Annotated in this window: 15 protein-coding genes and 1 other annotated feature (1 of these 16 running past the window's edge); of the genes, 3 read left to right on the top strand and 12 right to left on the bottom strand. The window is 37.6% G+C overall.

What is annotated here, in order from left to right:
- Positions 1–121: 121 nt before the first annotated feature.
- Complete coding sequence (locus LB888_RS08960) at positions 122–781, bottom strand: HAD family phosphatase (protein WP_318752671.1); 660 nt, start codon at positions 779–781, stop codon at positions 122–124.
- 175 nt (positions 782–956) lie between these two features.
- Between LB888_RS08960 and LB888_RS08955 the strand changes: the two genes are divergently transcribed.
- Entirely contained in the window at positions 957–1,967 is a 1,011-nt protein-coding gene (locus tag LB888_RS08955) for a YeiH family protein (RefSeq protein WP_318752670.1), read from the top strand.
- Positions 1,968–2,270: 303 nt separating this feature from the next.
- Here LB888_RS08955 and LB888_RS08950 read toward each other — a convergent pair whose 3' ends face one another.
- The 5 genes from LB888_RS08950 to LB888_RS08930 form a co-directional block, all read right to left on the bottom strand.
- Entirely contained in the window at positions 2,271–3,080 is an 810-nt protein-coding gene (locus LB888_RS08950) for a TatD family hydrolase (RefSeq protein WP_318752669.1), read from the bottom strand.
- Between the two features lie 28 nt (positions 3,081–3,108).
- Positions 3,109–3,363 (bottom strand): DUF2700 domain-containing protein, encoded by a 255-nt coding sequence (locus LB888_RS08945; RefSeq protein WP_318752668.1) that lies wholly within the window; start codon positions 3,361–3,363, stop codon positions 3,109–3,111.
- Between the two features lie 166 nt (positions 3,364–3,529).
- Positions 3,530–4,282, bottom strand: coding sequence for a ThiF family adenylyltransferase (locus LB888_RS08940; RefSeq protein ID WP_412927929.1), 753 nt, complete (start codon positions 4,280–4,282; stop codon positions 3,530–3,532).
- An 890-nt stretch (positions 4,283–5,172) separates the two neighbouring features.
- A complete protein-coding gene (locus LB888_RS08935) occupies positions 5,173–6,537 on the bottom strand; it encodes a CapA family protein (RefSeq protein WP_318752666.1) in 1,365 nt (454 codons plus the stop codon).
- A gap of 332 nt (positions 6,538–6,869) precedes the next feature.
- On the bottom strand, positions 6,870–7,463 hold the full coding sequence (locus LB888_RS08930; RefSeq protein WP_318752665.1) for a uracil-DNA glycosylase family protein: 594 nt from the start codon (positions 7,461–7,463) through the stop codon (positions 6,870–6,872).
- 469 nt (positions 7,464–7,932) lie between these two features.
- On the opposite strand from LB888_RS08930, the gene LB888_RS08925 reads away from it, so the two are divergent.
- Together LB888_RS08925 and LB888_RS08920 are read left to right on the top strand one after the other, a co-directional pair.
- Positions 7,933–9,114, top strand: a complete 1,182-nt coding sequence (locus tag LB888_RS08925; RefSeq protein WP_318752664.1) for an amidohydrolase — start codon at positions 7,933–7,935, stop codon at positions 9,112–9,114.
- Positions 9,115–9,132: 18 nt separating this feature from the next.
- The gene (locus tag LB888_RS08920) at positions 9,133–10,314 is read left to right on the top strand and encodes an amidohydrolase (RefSeq protein ID WP_318752663.1); all 1,182 of its coding nucleotides are present in this window, start codon (positions 9,133–9,135) and stop codon (positions 10,312–10,314) included.
- Positions 10,315–10,775: 461 nt separating this feature from the next.
- On the opposite strand, the gene LB888_RS08915 is transcribed toward LB888_RS08920, so the two are convergent.
- From LB888_RS08915 to LB888_RS08890, 6 genes are all read right to left on the bottom strand, one after another.
- Positions 10,776–11,408, bottom strand: coding sequence for a GNAT family N-acetyltransferase (locus LB888_RS08915; RefSeq protein WP_318752662.1), 633 nt, complete (start codon positions 11,406–11,408; stop codon positions 10,776–10,778).
- A 535-nt stretch (positions 11,409–11,943) separates the two neighbouring features.
- Complete coding sequence (locus tag LB888_RS08910) at positions 11,944–13,206, bottom strand: MFS transporter (RefSeq protein ID WP_318752661.1); 1,263 nt, start codon at positions 13,204–13,206, stop codon at positions 11,944–11,946.
- A 37-nt stretch (positions 13,207–13,243) separates the two neighbouring features.
- The gene (pyrE, locus tag LB888_RS08905; protein WP_318752660.1) at positions 13,244–13,885 is read right to left on the bottom strand and encodes an orotate phosphoribosyltransferase; all 642 of its coding nucleotides are present in this window, start codon (positions 13,883–13,885) and stop codon (positions 13,244–13,246) included.
- Between the two features lie 12 nt (positions 13,886–13,897).
- Positions 13,898–14,626, bottom strand: coding sequence for an orotidine-5'-phosphate decarboxylase (gene pyrF, locus LB888_RS08900; protein WP_318752659.1), 729 nt, complete (start codon positions 14,624–14,626; stop codon positions 13,898–13,900).
- A gap of 574 nt (positions 14,627–15,200) precedes the next feature.
- Positions 15,201–15,800 carry a 3'-5' exonuclease gene (locus LB888_RS08895; RefSeq protein WP_318752658.1) on the bottom strand — a complete coding sequence of 200 codons (600 nt, stop codon included), beginning with the start codon at positions 15,798–15,800 and terminating at the stop codon, positions 15,201–15,203.
- Positions 15,801–15,947: 147 nt separating this feature from the next.
- The gene (locus LB888_RS08890) at positions 15,948–17,060 is read right to left on the bottom strand and encodes a 5-methyltetrahydropteroyltriglutamate--homocysteine S-methyltransferase (protein WP_318752657.1); all 1,113 of its coding nucleotides are present in this window, start codon (positions 17,058–17,060) and stop codon (positions 15,948–15,950) included.
- Between the two features lie 59 nt (positions 17,061–17,119).
- Positions 17,120–17,296, bottom strand: a binding site (T-box leader) (it continues 54 nt past the right edge of the window).

The following is a 17,296-nucleotide window of genomic DNA, read 5'->3' as shown; positions in this document are numbered from 1 at the left end:
TATGATAAGAATTAGCCGTTTTGCACTTACTTGGTTGCTTAATATTTACCGTAATCCTTCATTTTTAAAAGCTAAAAGAAACCCCTACCGCCATAAAATACGATAGGGATTTGCTTGGTATTTATTCACCATAAACGGTTTGAATTAACTGTTCTAAATCTAAATCATCATGATGATAAATTTTTTGGTCAACTATCGATAAATCCTGTGCAGGATATTGAGTATCGATGTAACCAATACAATACATGCCCGCAGCTTTAGCGGCTCGAGCGCCATTGTGTGAATCTTCAATGACGATGCACTGTGAAGGTTTCATTTCCAATAATTTGGCTGTATGCAAATAAATCCCCGGGTCTGGTTTAGATAGATTAATCTCTTCACCACTCACTAAGAAATCAAAATAGTCTTGTGCATCCAATACGTCAACGGTTTGTTGAATTTCTTTCATTCCCGAAGAAGAGGCGATGGCGAGACGAAAACCATGTGATTTCAATCTTTTTAATAAATCTAAAATCCCTGGATAAAAAATGAGCCCGTGCTCCTCATCCAATTGTTCCTTATAAGCCATCATTTTTTCAGTCAGTTCAGCTGGTGTACTATCAATTTGGAAATCTTTAATAATTCGAGTCCAAGTATAAGTATTTGTGGTACCAATAAACTGGTTCGTATACTCTTGGTCAACTTCATGACCGTAATCGTTGACAACACGTTGAATCGCTAAGGCATAATACTTTTCGGAGTCAATTATTACCCCATCCATATCAAAAATAAAAGCTTTCATATAATCCTCCTCATGTTAATTTTAATTTCATTTTACTTTAATATTAAACTTTAATAAAGCTAAATCCATTTTAGAAAGATGTATCGCTCTTTCAAATATTTTAGGAAAATCAAGTGTCTTTTTCATTTAAACTTTGTTAAGATTAAGCTATGCTTATTAAAGGAGACGATATGCAGTGAAACAATTCAATACAAAATTACCAGGGCTAGTTATCGCTTTATTAGTGGCCTTGGTCGCTTGGTACCTTGGAAAATTATTCCCTTTAATCGGGGGACCCGTCATCGCCATTTTTCTGGGAATGCTTCTCAACCAATGGGTATCCAGCCAATCACAGTTCACTGACGGTTTAAATTTCAGTTCAAAATACATTTTACAAACTGCCGTCGTATTATTAGGATTTGGCTTGAATCTCAATCAAGTGTTAAAGGTGGGTTATAGTTCGTTACCAATTATCGTCAGTACGATTTTAACCTCTTTATTGATTGCTTATCTTGGCTATAAATTATTTAAAATCGATCGTGATACGGCGATTTTAGTCGGTGTTGGCTCTTCAATTTGTGGTGGTTCTGCGATTGCAGCAACGGCACCGGTTATTGATGCGGAAGAATCCGATGTGGCACAAGCCATTTCAGTCATCTTCCTTTTTAATATTTTGGCGGCGATCCTGTTCCCCATTTTAGGTCAAATATTAGGCTTATCGAATGAAGGTTTCGCGATATTTGCCGGAACAGCGGTTAATGACACGTCTTCAGTGACGGCTACTGCCACCGCATGGGATGCGATTCATCAATCCAATACGCTTGATAACGCCACCATCGTCAAACTAACACGAACACTGGCAATCATTCCGATTACATTGGCTTTATCTTATATCACTAATCGCCAAACAAGTAATGGACAATCATTCAGTTTTAAACGTGCTTTCCCTAAATTCTTATTGTATTTTGTACTCGCATCCTTATTCACAACCTTATTTGACAGTTTAGGCATTAACATTGCCTTATTCAGCCAATTCAAAACTCTGTCTAAATTCTTTATTATTATGGCCATGGCTGCTATCGGTATGAAAACAAATATTGGCAAATTAATCCGTTCAGGTGGTCCTGCTATTTTATTAGGCGCCCTTTGTTGGATTAGTATTACGATTGTTTCATTATTGATGCAGTCTTTAATGGGTAGTTGGTAAAAGGACGTTACTTAATTGTCTAGGAATGGATGGTAAGTAACTAGATAACTCATAGATTGTAATGCTTAGTTGCTAACAGATAGTACTAATTTAAGTCATATCGCTTAATTGTTATCAGATAGAACCTTAAGTCGTCGTAGACAGATAGAACCCTTTCTTTAAAACTTATTTATACGAAAACTAACCTAAATAATACCCATTCCGTTTGTCATATAGCTAAAAATAAAAATAGCACTCCAGCATTAAATGTGGACACTAAGGTTCGCATAAATGATGGGGTGCTTATTCTTTTTTATCGAGAGGTCATTTAATCCATTTCGTTTGTGCGCCATACACCTTCTGCTGATTTTTCACGATCACCTTTAACATTTCTTCATCTCGCAAAGCTGATAAATCCTCAACTAGTTGCGGTAATGTTGTTTTCAAGGTTGAAATTAATGTTTGTAAGTCACTTTCTAAAGTTATTGGATGACTAGGCCAATCGGTTTCCAATAATAATCGCTCTCGTGGGACTTGGGTGACATAGGCTCGCCCTTTTTTTGTGGTTAACATACAAGGATTAATCGATAAATAACAGCCCATCTTAATTAAGCGAGTTAACTCATCACTCGTGCCACTGAACCAATGAATAATGGGGATGATGTTTTCTTGCATGACATGACACGCTTCTAAAATATCTAAAACTGCTGTCACGGATCGAACAGCATGAATCGATAAGATATATGGTTCTTGGCTATTATGAGACTGACTTACGACTTGTTGGATGAGTTGCTTAAAAATACTTATTTGTAGAGTTTGCGACGCAACCGCTAATCGCTTGTCACTAAAATCAAGCCCTATCTCGCCAATAAGACGAGTTCGTGATGCCCATTTTTCAAACACTACTAATTCACTTTCAGCTGTTCTTTGATTTTCAATCCACCAAGGATGAAATCCTAGCGAAACCCTATGTGGTTTGATGTTTTGCGTGATTAACCGTTCATACTCTGAAGGTAAGACGGTTTGTGCAACCACCTCCAACGAAGCCTGTTCCATCTCTGTTAATATTTGTTGTCGCAAACTATCGTTTTTAATAAAATCAAAATGAAAATGCGTATCGATTAAATTGGTCATTCTCTCACCACCTTGAATTTGAAGTTAATTATTTCTCAATCGACATGCTGATTACCATGCCCAATAACATCCCTATAGACGCACCTACGGCCAGATTGTCTTCACCTAAAAATGTTACGATAGCCGTTCCTAAACCCATACCGATAGCCATTCCTTCGACCAAATAATTTTGTTGTTCACTCGCTTCTTTCTTAGCGGGTTTTTTGGTCGAATTTTGATCCACTTTAAACGCCGCCATTTTGACGACCATCACTGCACTGATTGCTACTATGGGAGTGGGCAAGATTATTCTCAGCCTCATTAAGACTCAGATTGAGACCACTCAACCACTGCGCTTTGAATTAAAAAGATATGCTTGAACAGAATTTAAAAAGCTTTTGCTCAGCCTCGTATTCATTTATCCTCGCTCCAGTCTTAAATCTAGTAATAATCCATTTTAACTAACCTTCTTATTCTATGATTTTAGGAATGCCGTCATAGTCTTCCCAGCCTGCTAAGCGACGGATAACTTTACTAGCTAGCGTCATCCCCATAATGGGTGGCATATAACTGGTAGAACCTAAGGTATCAGCCTTTTTCACGCTACCATGACTTTCAATTTTGACCGCTTTTTCCTTTGAATAAAGCACTTCAACACCCTTAATGGCTAATTCTTTACACTCTAAACGAATCGTCTTTGACATCCGACAATAACTGGTATTTTCAATATAATCAAATAATAACTGACTTGGATCTAATTTATTCGCTGCTCCCATAGAAGACAATAGCGGCACTTGATGTTCCATACACCATTGAATAATAGCGACTTTTCCGTAAAAATGATCAATACAATCAATGACATAATCGGGCTTAGGAAAACTTGCGAAATCCGGTTCAATATTTTGGGCACGAACAAATTTTTGCAATGGATATACCTGACAATCGGGATTTATATCGTGAATCATCTCCGTCATCACTTCGGTTTTAGGACGTCCAATAGTCGAAGTAAAAGCGATTAACTGACGATTAATATTGGTAATATCCACCACATCACCATCAATAACGATTAAATTTCCTACCCCTCCACGTGCTAATGCTTGGGCACAACTAGCCCCAACGCCTCCTAATCCGACAACCATCACCGTAGCATTTTGTAATTTTGTTAATCCTTCGTCCTTTAAAATTAAATTTAATCTTGCGAACCGTTCATTCTTCTCTTGCAAATTAACCATCCTTTATTTTTCAACTACTTTTAATCATAACCATCTAGCAATCGTCATGCAACAAAAATTTATAAAAGTGAGGACGATTAAAGTGCCACTAATTTTTCTAACGTTGCCGATCGTTTAGCGCCTCTTGCCTTTATTAACATTAGGGATTGCTAGCGCATCATCTTCAGTAGTTATTGAAGATGAATGGCCTATATCGCTTGAATTTTTTAAGTCACTATCAGAAACAATTTATCATTCTATCGGTACTTTATTAAAGTAGGCGCTTGGTCATAGACTGTTATTATCGTTCTAGGTAAGGTGATGTGTTTGGCACGTGTATTCAAGACAGCAGAAAACTTTTGGCTATTATAGTTGGTGGACTCTTGATGCCGCATTACTTATTTCAGCTAAAGTTAGTGTTTGACTAGTGACTTCGAAATGCCAGCAATTTTTGCTATTATTCCACTTTCTAAACTCACCTACCATTTATTTATGCACCGCCTTGTGAAATAAGCTCACCTATATTGTGCAACAATTTAATTTTGATCAAAGCTGTTTTCATAAATTGGGCGTGTCTCATTTTGAGACACTTTTTGCTGAATTATTAAGAAAAATTTAAAAAACGCGCTCAAAAAATTTAAATTTTATGAAAATGAAAACAAGTTTCAAAAAGTGCTGTTTTCATATCTCAAAACGAGACGCGATTAACAAAGTTAACAAAAATGAAGAAACAGAAAAATCATTTAAATTGGCAAATGTAATGCTTTCATCACAAGACTAGCTCTTCGATGAAAATAACCATTTGTGAATTGGTATATCTGGCTTGTGAAATTAAAAAAAGCAAGAGCTTAAAATTCTAGCGAATTTCAACTTCTTGCTTACTTCAATTTGTTACTTATGATTTAACGTTTTATATCTTCTGCTTCTTGGGATGCAGCTGTTTCAAGATGGGTCATCACTTTAGCATCCACTTCAAAATAATTCATCCGTTCTTTAATGGTCTCCCACCATAATTCACCATCTGGAATTTGATATAAGTTATAATCGGCTAATGGCACTACTTGATACATTTTTTCTGCTTCGATGCCTAAATTAAAAGTGGGCATGAATTTAGGATTTTCGACTTTCACCTTACCTTCCGCATCTTTGGTAAAGGTCACTTCCGTAATGCCACCAATTTTATTATCAAGTTCACGTTGCCCGGTTAGGAAGCTGGCTTGAGAATAAATCGCAAAGGTTTGGTCGCCATTATACCAATCATAGGGTTGTACACAATGCGGATGCCCACCTAAAATTAAACTTACTCCCGCATCACTCAATGCTTGATAAATATAAAATTGTTCGTCATTAGGTAACGTATCATATTCACCACCTAATTGTAATGAAACGACAATCGCATCGACTTGTGGTTTTAATTTTTCAATTCCCGCTAACATCACTGGTAAATCAATTATATTAATCAAATATTCTTCACCAGCGGGTACCGGTACGCCATTGGTTCCATACGAATAAGCTAAAAAGCCTAATTTTATACCATTTTTTTCAATAATACGTGGGGTGTTATAGTCTTCCCAAGATTCATAACTGCCATAATATTCTAACCCGGTATTTTGGATATTATTGAGTGATGAATAGACACCTTGACTGGACCAATCCAAGGTATGGTTAGTCGCATTGGATAAGATGTCGATACCAATATTTTTTAGATTGTCCAAAATCGCATTCGGTGCATTGAAGCTAGGATAGCCTGATACAGGTAAATCGGGATAGGCTGCAATAATTTCCATATTGGCGACTGTGACATCTGCATACTCGGTATAGGGCTTGATGTAGTTCAACATGGGCATAAAATCAAAATCAGCTTGCGAATCAAAATCGGCTTCCGTAAAGCCTTCTTTCAACATCGCTACCTTAGTATTTTGATATAAATCAGAATAGGTGTCAGCCATCCAAGAAACACGATCATGGATTAACACATCGCCTACTGAACGCAACACTAATTGATGTTCTTGCGGTTGATAAGGTTGTAGACTCTCTTTGGTTTCTAAACCTTCAAATAAGAAAGCATGGGATTGATTTTTACTTAGATCTTGATCTTGAGTTGTTTCAGAATTGGTGGTTGCTTCCGTAGTTGTCTCTTGATGTGATTCGGTCTGTTCACTCGCCACCTCTTCAGCAAAAATAGGTATCAACGGCGTTGTCATACCATTGACTACTAATCCGAATAGGGTCACTTTGGTTAGATATTTTACAAGATTGTTTTTCATTAAACCACTCCTCTAAACACTCATGTATCGTATAGTAGTATCATACCACGGATAACATCAGTTTCCATTTGTTTTATAAAATTTTATAGCTGTTATAAAAAGTTTAGGAAGAGTATTTCACATCTTAAATCAAATTATTCAGCTGATCAAATATACTTTTATTCGCATAAGATACCGTCTAAGTTGGAAGTATAGTTCCAAGGGTGAACGTTTTTTGCCTAAGTTGGAAGTACAGTTCAAATTTGAAAAAATATAAGAAGCTAAGTGAAAATCATTCCAATAAATTTTTAAAAAAATTCGCTCTCCTTAGAGAACGAGTTTAAGTGCTAAGTTCATTCCAATATTTCCTTTACCCTATGTTGTAACTCTGGGATAACGTCTTCTTCAAACCAAGGATTGCGTTTCATCCAACGGATGTTCAAGGGTGACGGATGAACGAGCGGCAGGTACTTTGGTAAATATTCTTGATAATGACGCACGGTTTCCGTTAAGGTTCGTTTTCTTTGTTTGCCTAAATAATATTTCTGTGAATAGGCTCCAATTAGAATGATTAATTCAATGTCAGGCATTAATTCAAGTAGTTTGGGATGCCATTTTTCAGCAAATCCTTTACGGGGTGGCTTATCACCCGATTTGCCTTTACCTGGAAAATAAAAATCCATCGGCAAGATGCCAAACTTTCCAGATTCATAAAAAACTTCGCGACTAACACCCAACCAACTACGTAATCGGTCCCCACTCGGATCATTAAAAGTCTGTCTTGACTCCTGTGCGAGTCGACCGGGTGCTTGTCCTACTAATAATATTTTTGCGGTTGACGGGGCAACAAAGAGTGGTTCAATTCCTTCTTCGGTGTAAACTCGATTCATCTCATCTGCCATGATTTCTTGTACGACTTGTTTGATTGCATGATTATGTTGATACATATTTCTCACCTCTTATTACATCAATTGTATTACACATGAGGGGATTAGTTAAATGATAACTATCACTTTATTTTATAGGCCGAGTGTTTTAGCAAGACCTTTGAAGCGTAGTGACACAAGCTCGATATATATTATGCTCTTTCATCAATCAATAAAAGTAACATTTACCTTCTTTCGAGTTTTCGGTAATGATGTAAGGCATTTTACCTGATACGAAATAAGTTACTGGTTACCAAAATGCAATCATCAAAAGTTTTATTGCGGATATTTTACCCCAAGCAAAGACCAATATTATTAACATAAAAACTTCAAAAGCTTTTCGCTATTCTTCCTACCTTCACCCTTTAATTCTCATGTGCTTTTCACTTTAAATTCATAAGTTTTTAATATACAATACTATTTAGTTTATCTTAATGGCACTTAATCATCATCGCCAATAGGCTGTCAAAGATATTATTAGGAGGATTTTATGAATACACAAATTAAACACTATATTTTGGAGCATGAGGATGAACTAATTCAGAATCGTCGCTATTTACATCAACACCCTGAATTATCTCTTGAAGAGTTTAAGACAACCCAATTCATTGCCCAAGAATTAGATAAATTGAAGGTTCCCTATCGTTTAATGGAGCCTACTGGCGTTTTGGCTGAAATTAAAGGTTCAAAACCAGGTAAGACCGTCTTACTTCGTGCCGACATGGATGCTCTCTCGATTGATGAACTTAACCATCATCTGGATTATTGTTCAGTAGAAGCTGGAAAGATGCACGCTTGCGGTCATGACGCTCATACGTCTATGTTATTGAGTGCTTTAAAAGCGTTAATATCGGTGAAAGATCAAATTAAAGGCACTGTACGCTTTATTTTCCAACCAGCCGAAGAAATCGGTCAAGGAGCTAAAAAAATGGTAGAACAAGGTGTCTTAGAAGATGTTGACAATGTCTTTGGGATTCATATTTGGTCAGTACATGAGACCGGTCAAGTCGTCTGCGAACCCGGTCCATCTTTTGCCAGCGCTGATATTTTTAAAATTCATTTTAAAGGTAAAGGTGGCCATGCTGCTCAACCTCATCTTTCCCACGATGCGGTAGTAATGGCAGCTGAATATGTTAACAATGTACAATCCATCATTTCACGCACGATTGATCCCCTCTCACCAGCTGTGTTAACCATCGGAAAATTTGAAGCTGGCGACCGTTTTAATATTATCGCTGAAAATGCCGTCCTAGAAGGAACCGTTAGAACGTTTAATAATGAGACCCGTTCAGTGGTGGCGACCCAGATGCAAGCATACGCTGAACAAATAGCTGAAATGTATAATGGAAGTGTCGAATTTGACTATTCATATGTGACTGAAGTTGTCGATAATCATTTACAAAGTGCACAATTAGTCCAATCGATTACCGAGCAAACTTTTGGTAAGGACTTTGTCCATCATGATGACCCGACAATGGGAGCGGAAGATTTTGGCTATTATATGAAGACTATTCCCGGAGCCTTCGCAACGGTTGGGTGTCGTAATGTCGACAAAGAAACTGATTTCCCTCACCATCATGCACGCTTTAATGTGGACGAAGAAGCGTTAAAATACGGTGCGGAATTGTATGCTCTGTACGCTCTTCGTTACTTAAATCAAGACGAATTCTAATTAGGAAAGGATATTCATATGAACCAGACAGTTAAACAATTTATTCAAGACCATGAAGCTGACATGATTGAAATGCGACGCCATTTGCATCGACACCCTGAATTATCTTTGGAAGAATTTGAGACGACACGTTATATTGCGAAACAATTAGATCAATTAGGCTTAACCTATCGATTAATGGAACCTACCGGGGTGATGACAGAAATTAAAGGGGCTCAACCCGGTAAAACCGTCTTATTGCGTGCCGATATGGATGCCCTCTCAATTCATGAATTAAATGACCACCTCGATTACCAATCACAAAATGAAGGTAAAATGCATGCTTGCGGACATGATGCCCATGTAGCGATGTTAATGATGGCACTAAAAGCCTTGTTATCAGTAAAAAACTCTATCAAAGGCACCGTACGTTTTATCTTTCAACCGGCTGAAGAAATTGGTAGAGGAGCGAAATTAATGATTGAACAAGGTGTACTTGACGATGTCGATAATGCCTTTGGTATTCATATTTGGTCGATGGATCAAGCTGGATTAGTAAACTGTAATGTGGGCCCTACTTTTGCAGCAGCAGACCGATTCTATATTCATTTCAAAGGTTCGGGTGGACATGCCGCTCAACCACATTTAACAAAAGATGCGGTGGTGATGGTCTCTCAATATATTTCGCAAGTCCAAAATATCATTTCGCGTACGATTGATCCAATGGAATCAGCGGTGTTAACCATTGGGAAAGTTGAAGCGGGTGACCGTTTTAATATTATTGCTGAAAATGCTAAACTAGAAGGTACTGTTAGAACTTTTGATGCCGCTACGCGAGACACCGTTGAACAGGAGATGCAACGTTTTGCTGAGAAAATCGCGGCAATATATGGAGGCACAGTTGAATTTCAATATGATCGCTTACTAGATCCCGTCGTCAACGAACGTCACAGTGCAGAGCTGGTACATCGTATTACGAAAGAAACTTTTGGCGAAGAATTCGTCGGCCACTTCCCTCCGAAAATGGTTGCGGAAGATTTTGGTGAATACAATAACCATATTCCAGGAGCCTTCGCAACGGTTGGTGCACGCAGTGAAACGAATGGGGCAATCTATCCTCATCATCATGCTCGCTTTAATGTGGGGGAGGAAAGCCTAAAAGTCGGCGCTGAACTCTATGCACAATATGCTTTAGAATATTTAAATCAAGCAGAATTTTAAGGATTTTATCGCTAAAAATAAGGTGGAGGAAAGGACACTGCGAATCACAAACTGAAAATATGGAAAGGACACTCGGTTTGCCCAAGTGATACGGAGATAGTCTGTTTTACTGGCGAATAATAATATGGAAAATGACTGTCAGTTTTTCCAAGCCAAACGAAATCAGATGTCACACTTTAAAGCCAAACGAAGGCGCACCCCTACTCTAAGCAAAACTAAGTGTCACCAATTGTAATAAAATAGTGGGAGTAAACTCTAAATCACAAACATCACCAGAAGCCACCACAAACTATTGCGAGAGCTTAAAGTATCGTCAGAGAGTCGACACCTGAACTAAACAATACAGTTGATTCCCTAATACAAAATTCGTCCGCAAGACACCCTAAACCAAATAAAAATAGGAGCGACCCACTGAAGCAAAACCACTTGGTTTTCACTTCTAGGTCACTCCTATTATTTTTTTACATAAATTGATACGCATACATAAATTCTTGGCGTGCTCTAGTACCATTTTTAGTAGGAATTTGAATCGTCTCACTTGTCACTTGTTCAAAATCCAAATAATCATAAAAGAGATAGTTACAATCAGAATCAGTAAATAAATAAAGGTTTTGGCAATCCTCATTTTTAAAATCTTTTATCGCTTCATAAATAAGACTTTTACCTAAACCATGACCTCTGGCTTTTGAAGAGACGGCGATGTATTCAATACTAGCATCAAAATCTGTGTCTACTTCACCTAAGAATTGATTGTAGATTGACTTCTCCGCTTCAAACGTTTTGATTAAGCGATTGATTTCTTGTTCTTCGCCATGTTTTGACAATTCAATTAAATTTTCAATGGTATTGGTTTGGAATTTGCGAAACTCCGGATCATCTTTGGTTATTTTACATAAAATCATCCCTAAGATTTGGCCATCCACTTCTGCCACTCGACCTGTAGAACTATTGTATAATGCTTTATTAAGTGAAATGGCGGCCGCAGCCTTCTCAAATTCTTCCTTTTCATAGAATCCGTCGAACCACGCTTCATGAACTAAGTTAATCATTTCAGGTATGTCGCGTTCTTCAATTTTTCTAATGGTTAATTGCATTTTTTCCTCCTATAGTTTTCTCAATTTAAAACGATGTTACCACCCTAACAAAACTATATTGCGTTGTCAATTAAATTACTTTACATTAGAATCGATTGAGATTTTTAGTTTGTTTAGCTTATCTCTTTAATTTAGTTTTAGTAGTTAGGCGATGAAATCGAGTGACAATGCAACCAACTTTTACTTGACTCACTAACTTAAAGCTTATCCTTGTAACCATCAGACATGTTCTTCAATAGCTACTCACTCAAAACCAAATGGCATAGATTTCAGCATAAAGGTAACCGGTGATATTTCGTTAACTTTCTTTACTAATATTTCAATAAATCCAACTGCCTCTACATCACTGCAACCATAATTACTCTCATTTCCTTCTTAGTTTCGATACGAATACCACTTATTCAGTTTCATACACACAAAAAAACCAGCTCCATACCTTTTTGGCATCGAGCTGGTTAATTTAAGTGTTTTATTAACTTGGCCGCTACTAATAATTGACACACTGTCAGTAACAGTCACATTCCTTTTTTTATTCTTAAACCGTAGTGGAGGCTACTTTGACTGTTCCTTCATCTTGAACACCGTCTGTGTTTAATAACGCATCATAACGGTCTTTTTGTAAATAAGGCATTGATAACATTGTAACAAAACTAATTAAGTATAAGCTGGCTAAGAATAACATCACCATTGAGACCGATGAGCTATCTAAGATTTTTCCGATAATCACAGATGAGAAGCCTCCGACAGCGCGGCCAACGTTTAAGATTACATTATTAGCGATTGAATGAATACGTCCTGCATACAAACGACTGGTCATAGCACCATATCCTGAGAACATCCCATTGACGAAAAATCCAACAATCATGCCGCCAATAATCATCGTTAAAGCCGAATTAGCAAATTGGAATAAGTAAACTGAAGCAGCGGACATCAATAGGAAGATGCTGTATGCTAAACGTGGTCCTAAATAGTCTAGGATTTGGCCAAATACTAACATACCGATACACATGCCGACAATCGTCGCAATCATCCAAGTAGAAGAGTTTTTAACCGAAATTCCTAAAGACTCTTGCATAATGGTTGGTAACCAGTTCATCATCCCAAAGTAACCGGCAATTTGAACAGTGGTCATCACCATTAAAGCGATGGTTTGATGAGCTAGAATTGGTGTCGCAAATAATTCTTTAATTTCTGGCTTTACATCCGTATTTTTAGCCACACGACGATTAGAAATAGTAGCTTCATCCACAGCAAAATGCATATAAGCCACAAGAATTAATGGCAGTAATCCTAATAAGAACAATCCTTTCCAGCCAAATATTGGAGCCACAGAACCAGCTAATAATGCTGAAAAGATTGAACCGACTTGACCGGCAATCCCGTTTAATGCGGAAACGCGTCCCATTTTCTTCGGCTCAACAATACCAGCCATAATCGCAACCGCCACACCATATTCTCCTCCGACTCCAATTCCTGCGATGAATCGCATTAAATATAGGTAGTAAATATTATTAGTAAAGAAAATTAATCCGGTCGCAATTGAAAAGATGATAATTGTCCATTTGAAGACTTTATATTTATTATAGCGATCGGCTAAAACCCCAAATACTAGACCACCTAATAACATCCCAAAATTCGTAATCGTCGCAATCCATCCTCCTTGGGTTTGAGAGATACCTAGGGTTGAGACAATACTGGACATTGAAAAGGCTAAAAACATCACGTTTAAATCATCTAATCCTGAACCGACAATCGATGTAACTAAGGCTCTTTTATCATTTTTACTCATTTTTTCCATTTTTTAGCTCCTTAATGAATGATCTCGTCATTCTTTATTAATTTTGTTGTGCTTCGCTCCATGCTACTGGATCTTGATACCAATCTTCTAATGATGTTTTATATTCAGCTAACCCTCCTTCTGTTGTCGCGATTTCTAATAGTGTGGTGTAATCCGTTAAGGATTGAAATGCCAAACCTGCTTCTTTAAATGCTTGTTGGCCACTATTGAGTTGATAATTAAAAATGCTAACCACGCCTAATACTTCAGCGCCTTCAGCTTGGATTTGTTTTGCAGCGTTTAAAACACTACGTCCAGTCGAAATTAAATCTTCAATTAAAACCACTTTAGCTTGTTTATCCAACGCACCTTCAATCGCACGACCCTTGCCATGGTCTTTAGCAGATGAACGCACATAAATCATCGGTAAGTCTAATTCTGCTGCAACAAAAGCAGCATGGGGAATACCAGCCGTAGCGGTTCCGGCAATAACCGTGACCTCTGGATAATGCTCTTTTATCGTTTTAGCTAATAAATACTCAATTACTTTTCGTTCACGAGGATAAGACATGATCAAACGATTATCCGTGTAAATCGGTGCTTTTAAGCCACTAGCCCATGTAAACGGGGCTTGTGGGCTTAGACAAACGGCTTCGATGTCTAATAATATTTGGGCGGCTTGTTTTGCTGATGTCGTCATATAATATTCCTCCTAAAATGATGCTTTTTCAGCCAAACCTTTTTGCCACTCGGCTTTAATGGCTTGGTAGGCTGCCACAGGGTCTTCGGCTTGAGTAATTGGACGTCCCACCACAATATAATCACAGCCATTTAATGCGGCCTCATTAGGTGTCGCCGTCCGTTTTTGGTCATCTTGACCTTTCGTTAGTCGAATACCCGGTGTGACCGTTAAAAAGTCCTCGCCAAATTTTTCTTTGATAGCTTTTGCTTCTAGTGGTGAACAAACGACGCCATCTAATTGCGCTTGTTGGGTAAGCTTGGCCAAGTGGTTAACACTTTCTGCCATCGTTGCTTCAACTAATTGTTCATTTTTAAGTTGTTCTGGGCTAGTGGACGTTAATTGGGTCACCGCTAGTAAAACCGGACGTTTCGCCCCTTCACCAGTCCCTTTTTCAATTCCTTGACGGGCCGCTTCCATCATGGCTTGTCCGCCCATTGCGTGAACATTTAACATTGCTACGCCTTGCTTAGCTAAGGTTTTCATCGCCCATTTTACAGTGTTAGGAATATCATGTAATTTTAAATCTAAGAAAATATCATGACCACGCTGTTGTAATACTTCAACCATCTGCGTACCAGTCGTATAATATAATTCCATCCCTATTTTTACATTTAAAGGCTCGGAAAATTGATTTAAAAACTCATTTAATTGGTCTATTTCTTGAAAATCGAGTGCAATAATTGGTTTACTCTCGTCCATTTTCATCATCCTTTCACTCTTTCGTGATAAAAAGAAAAACCTACACACGTGTGTAGGCTCATAAAAGTACATAAAGATAGTGCTATTAGACGGATTTAGCGCAATCCTCCAATGGCAAATATGGTTATGGTAACTTTCATGTTTCTCGAACACGTTTAAAGATCCCTAAATTTCTTTCTAAAGTATACTTATCATTAGACTAATTGTCAAATGAAAATGAAAATAATGGTTAGCTCTTTCGCATCATTCGGTTTGTTCCCCATAAAAAACGCTAGGCATATGCTTTTAACTGATACCGCAATGGGTTTTAGGCCAGATTGGGTGAGGCTAACAGCTATTTTAACTCAACCAAGAGCAGTTTTAGGCCAGATTAGATGAGATCGATAGCGATTTAACTCAATAAAAGTACAGCTATTTTAACTCAATGAGGTGAACAGCGTTTTAAAACATTGAGACAAGTAGCGATTTTAACACATTGAGTTGAACTACAATTTAAAACATTGAGAGCAAGCAACTCAATTCGCCATAATATTTAAATGGTTACTGATAAACCCTCCTTGTCAAGATGACTCAATTATTCATCTTCACCGAACAATCCCGCTAACCCTAATCCGGCGAATGGATTATTGGTTACCACTTCTTGTTGATCTAAATAACTTTCATTGGCTTTCAATTCTAGTAAACCTTGATAAACTTCTGCCGTCATCTTGGCATCTTCTAAACTGTTATGTGCTTGCCCTTTTAAGCCAATATATTCTGCTACGGCTTTTAGACTCAATCCCTTTGAACCTGATAAATAGGTCGGTTTCATTGCTTGTGCTATTTCATAGACATCAATTTGATATTGCGCTTCTAAATCTAAGCCATGACTTTGTAGCACTGGAATATCACTTTTTCTGCCATTATACCCCATCAATGGAAAGTCACCGACAAAGGCTTTAAAATCCCTTAATACTTCCACTAAAGGAGGCGCATTTTTAATTTTATCTTGAGTAATACCCGTTAATCCTGTAATAAAACTTCTAATATGAACAGTCGTATGAACATAAGTGTCAAAGCGTTCAATTTCTTGATGATTGACGTACTTTATCGCCGATACTTGTAATAAATGTTGAATGCCCTCTACCTCGTTAAATTCTAAGTCGAAAGACACATAATCTTTAAATTCTTCCACATCTTCCCTCCTTGAAATTCCCTATAATGATATTGTAAACGATAAAAGCGAAATTGTCTCGGTTAGGATGATGGTTGCCGGGTTAAGGTTTAGCTTCTATTACGAAATACCAATCGTATCGGGACCGGCAATCAAAATTTTATTTCATTAACTCCACACTTCATCAGCAATTTCTTTAATCAATTGTAGCTTTTTCCATTGATCTTCTTGCGTTAATTTATTCCCTTCTTCGGTAGATGCAAAGCCACATTGAGGGGACAAGCTTAAGCGTTCTAATGGAATGTATTGCGCGGCTTCATGGATACGGGCGATAATTCTGTCTTTATCTTCTAATTCTGGTCGTTTAGAGGTTATCAATCCTAGTACTACATTCTTATCACCGGTAACTTTACGCAGTGGTTCAAAACCACCTGATCGTTCATCATCAAATTCTAGGAAATAACCATCTACCTCTTCTTTGGCAAAAAGAAACTCCGCAATTTCTTCATAAGAACCGCTAACCGCATAAGTCGATTTAAAATTACCACGACAAACATGAGTCGTCACTACTAAATCTTCTGGACGTTGACTAATCGCTCGATTATTAGTCTCTAAAAATAATTGCTTGATTGCTTCAAGCCCTGCTTGGTCAGTACCAAAAAAGTCTTCAGCACGCTTATCCACTAATAACCCCCATGAACAATCATCTAACTGAAGATGACGCAAACCTAACTGGTATGCCTTCTGGATAAATTGTTGGTAAATCGAAACTAAATCCTCTACCAACTCCTCTTGACTATCATAGAACTTAAGCGTATTGTCAATGGCAAAAGGCATAATTAATTGTTCAAGAAACTGCGCAGGTGCTGGAATGGTCAATTTTGCTTGATGCCCTTTTTCTTCAAACTGTTTTACAAATTTAAAATGTTCAAAGAAAGGATGATCCTCATTAAATCCTAAACGTCCTACTAGATAAGTGTCATCGATTAGTGCCACTTCATCTGCAAAAGGTAGTCCTGTTTCTGTTGGACGATGTTCAATGCCGTCAAATCCCCACATAAAATCTAAATGCCACGTAGAGCGTCTAAACTCTCCATCGGTAATAAATTCATAGCCTAATTCTTTTTGCTTATTAATTAATTCCTCAATCACTTGATCTTCTACAATTTTTAACGCTTGTGCATCAATTTTACCTTCCTTAAACGCTTGTCGAGCAGTGACTAATCTTTCAGGTCTTAAAAAACTCCCCACAAAATCATGTTTACTACAATTATGACACATATTATTTCCCCCTTAGAAATTATTAGTCGATTTCATTAACAAAAAAAGATCCCATCCTCAAAAAGGACGAGATCACTCGTGTTACCACCTTAATTTATATTAACCTCACGATTAATACCTCTATGAGTACTATCATACTCGCTCGCTTTAACGGGCGAACCCGGACTCACCTAAATATCGAAGAGCCAACTCGAAGACCATTTTCAATGAATTGCCATTTAACTGCTTGCACCAAC

This window comes from Globicatella sp. PHS-GS-PNBC-21-1553, from assembly GCF_033564055.1.
GTDB classification, from domain to species: Bacteria; Bacillota; Bacilli; order Lactobacillales; family Aerococcaceae; genus Globicatella; species Globicatella sulfidifaciens.
This window is presented reverse-complemented; position numbering and strand designations above follow the sequence as displayed.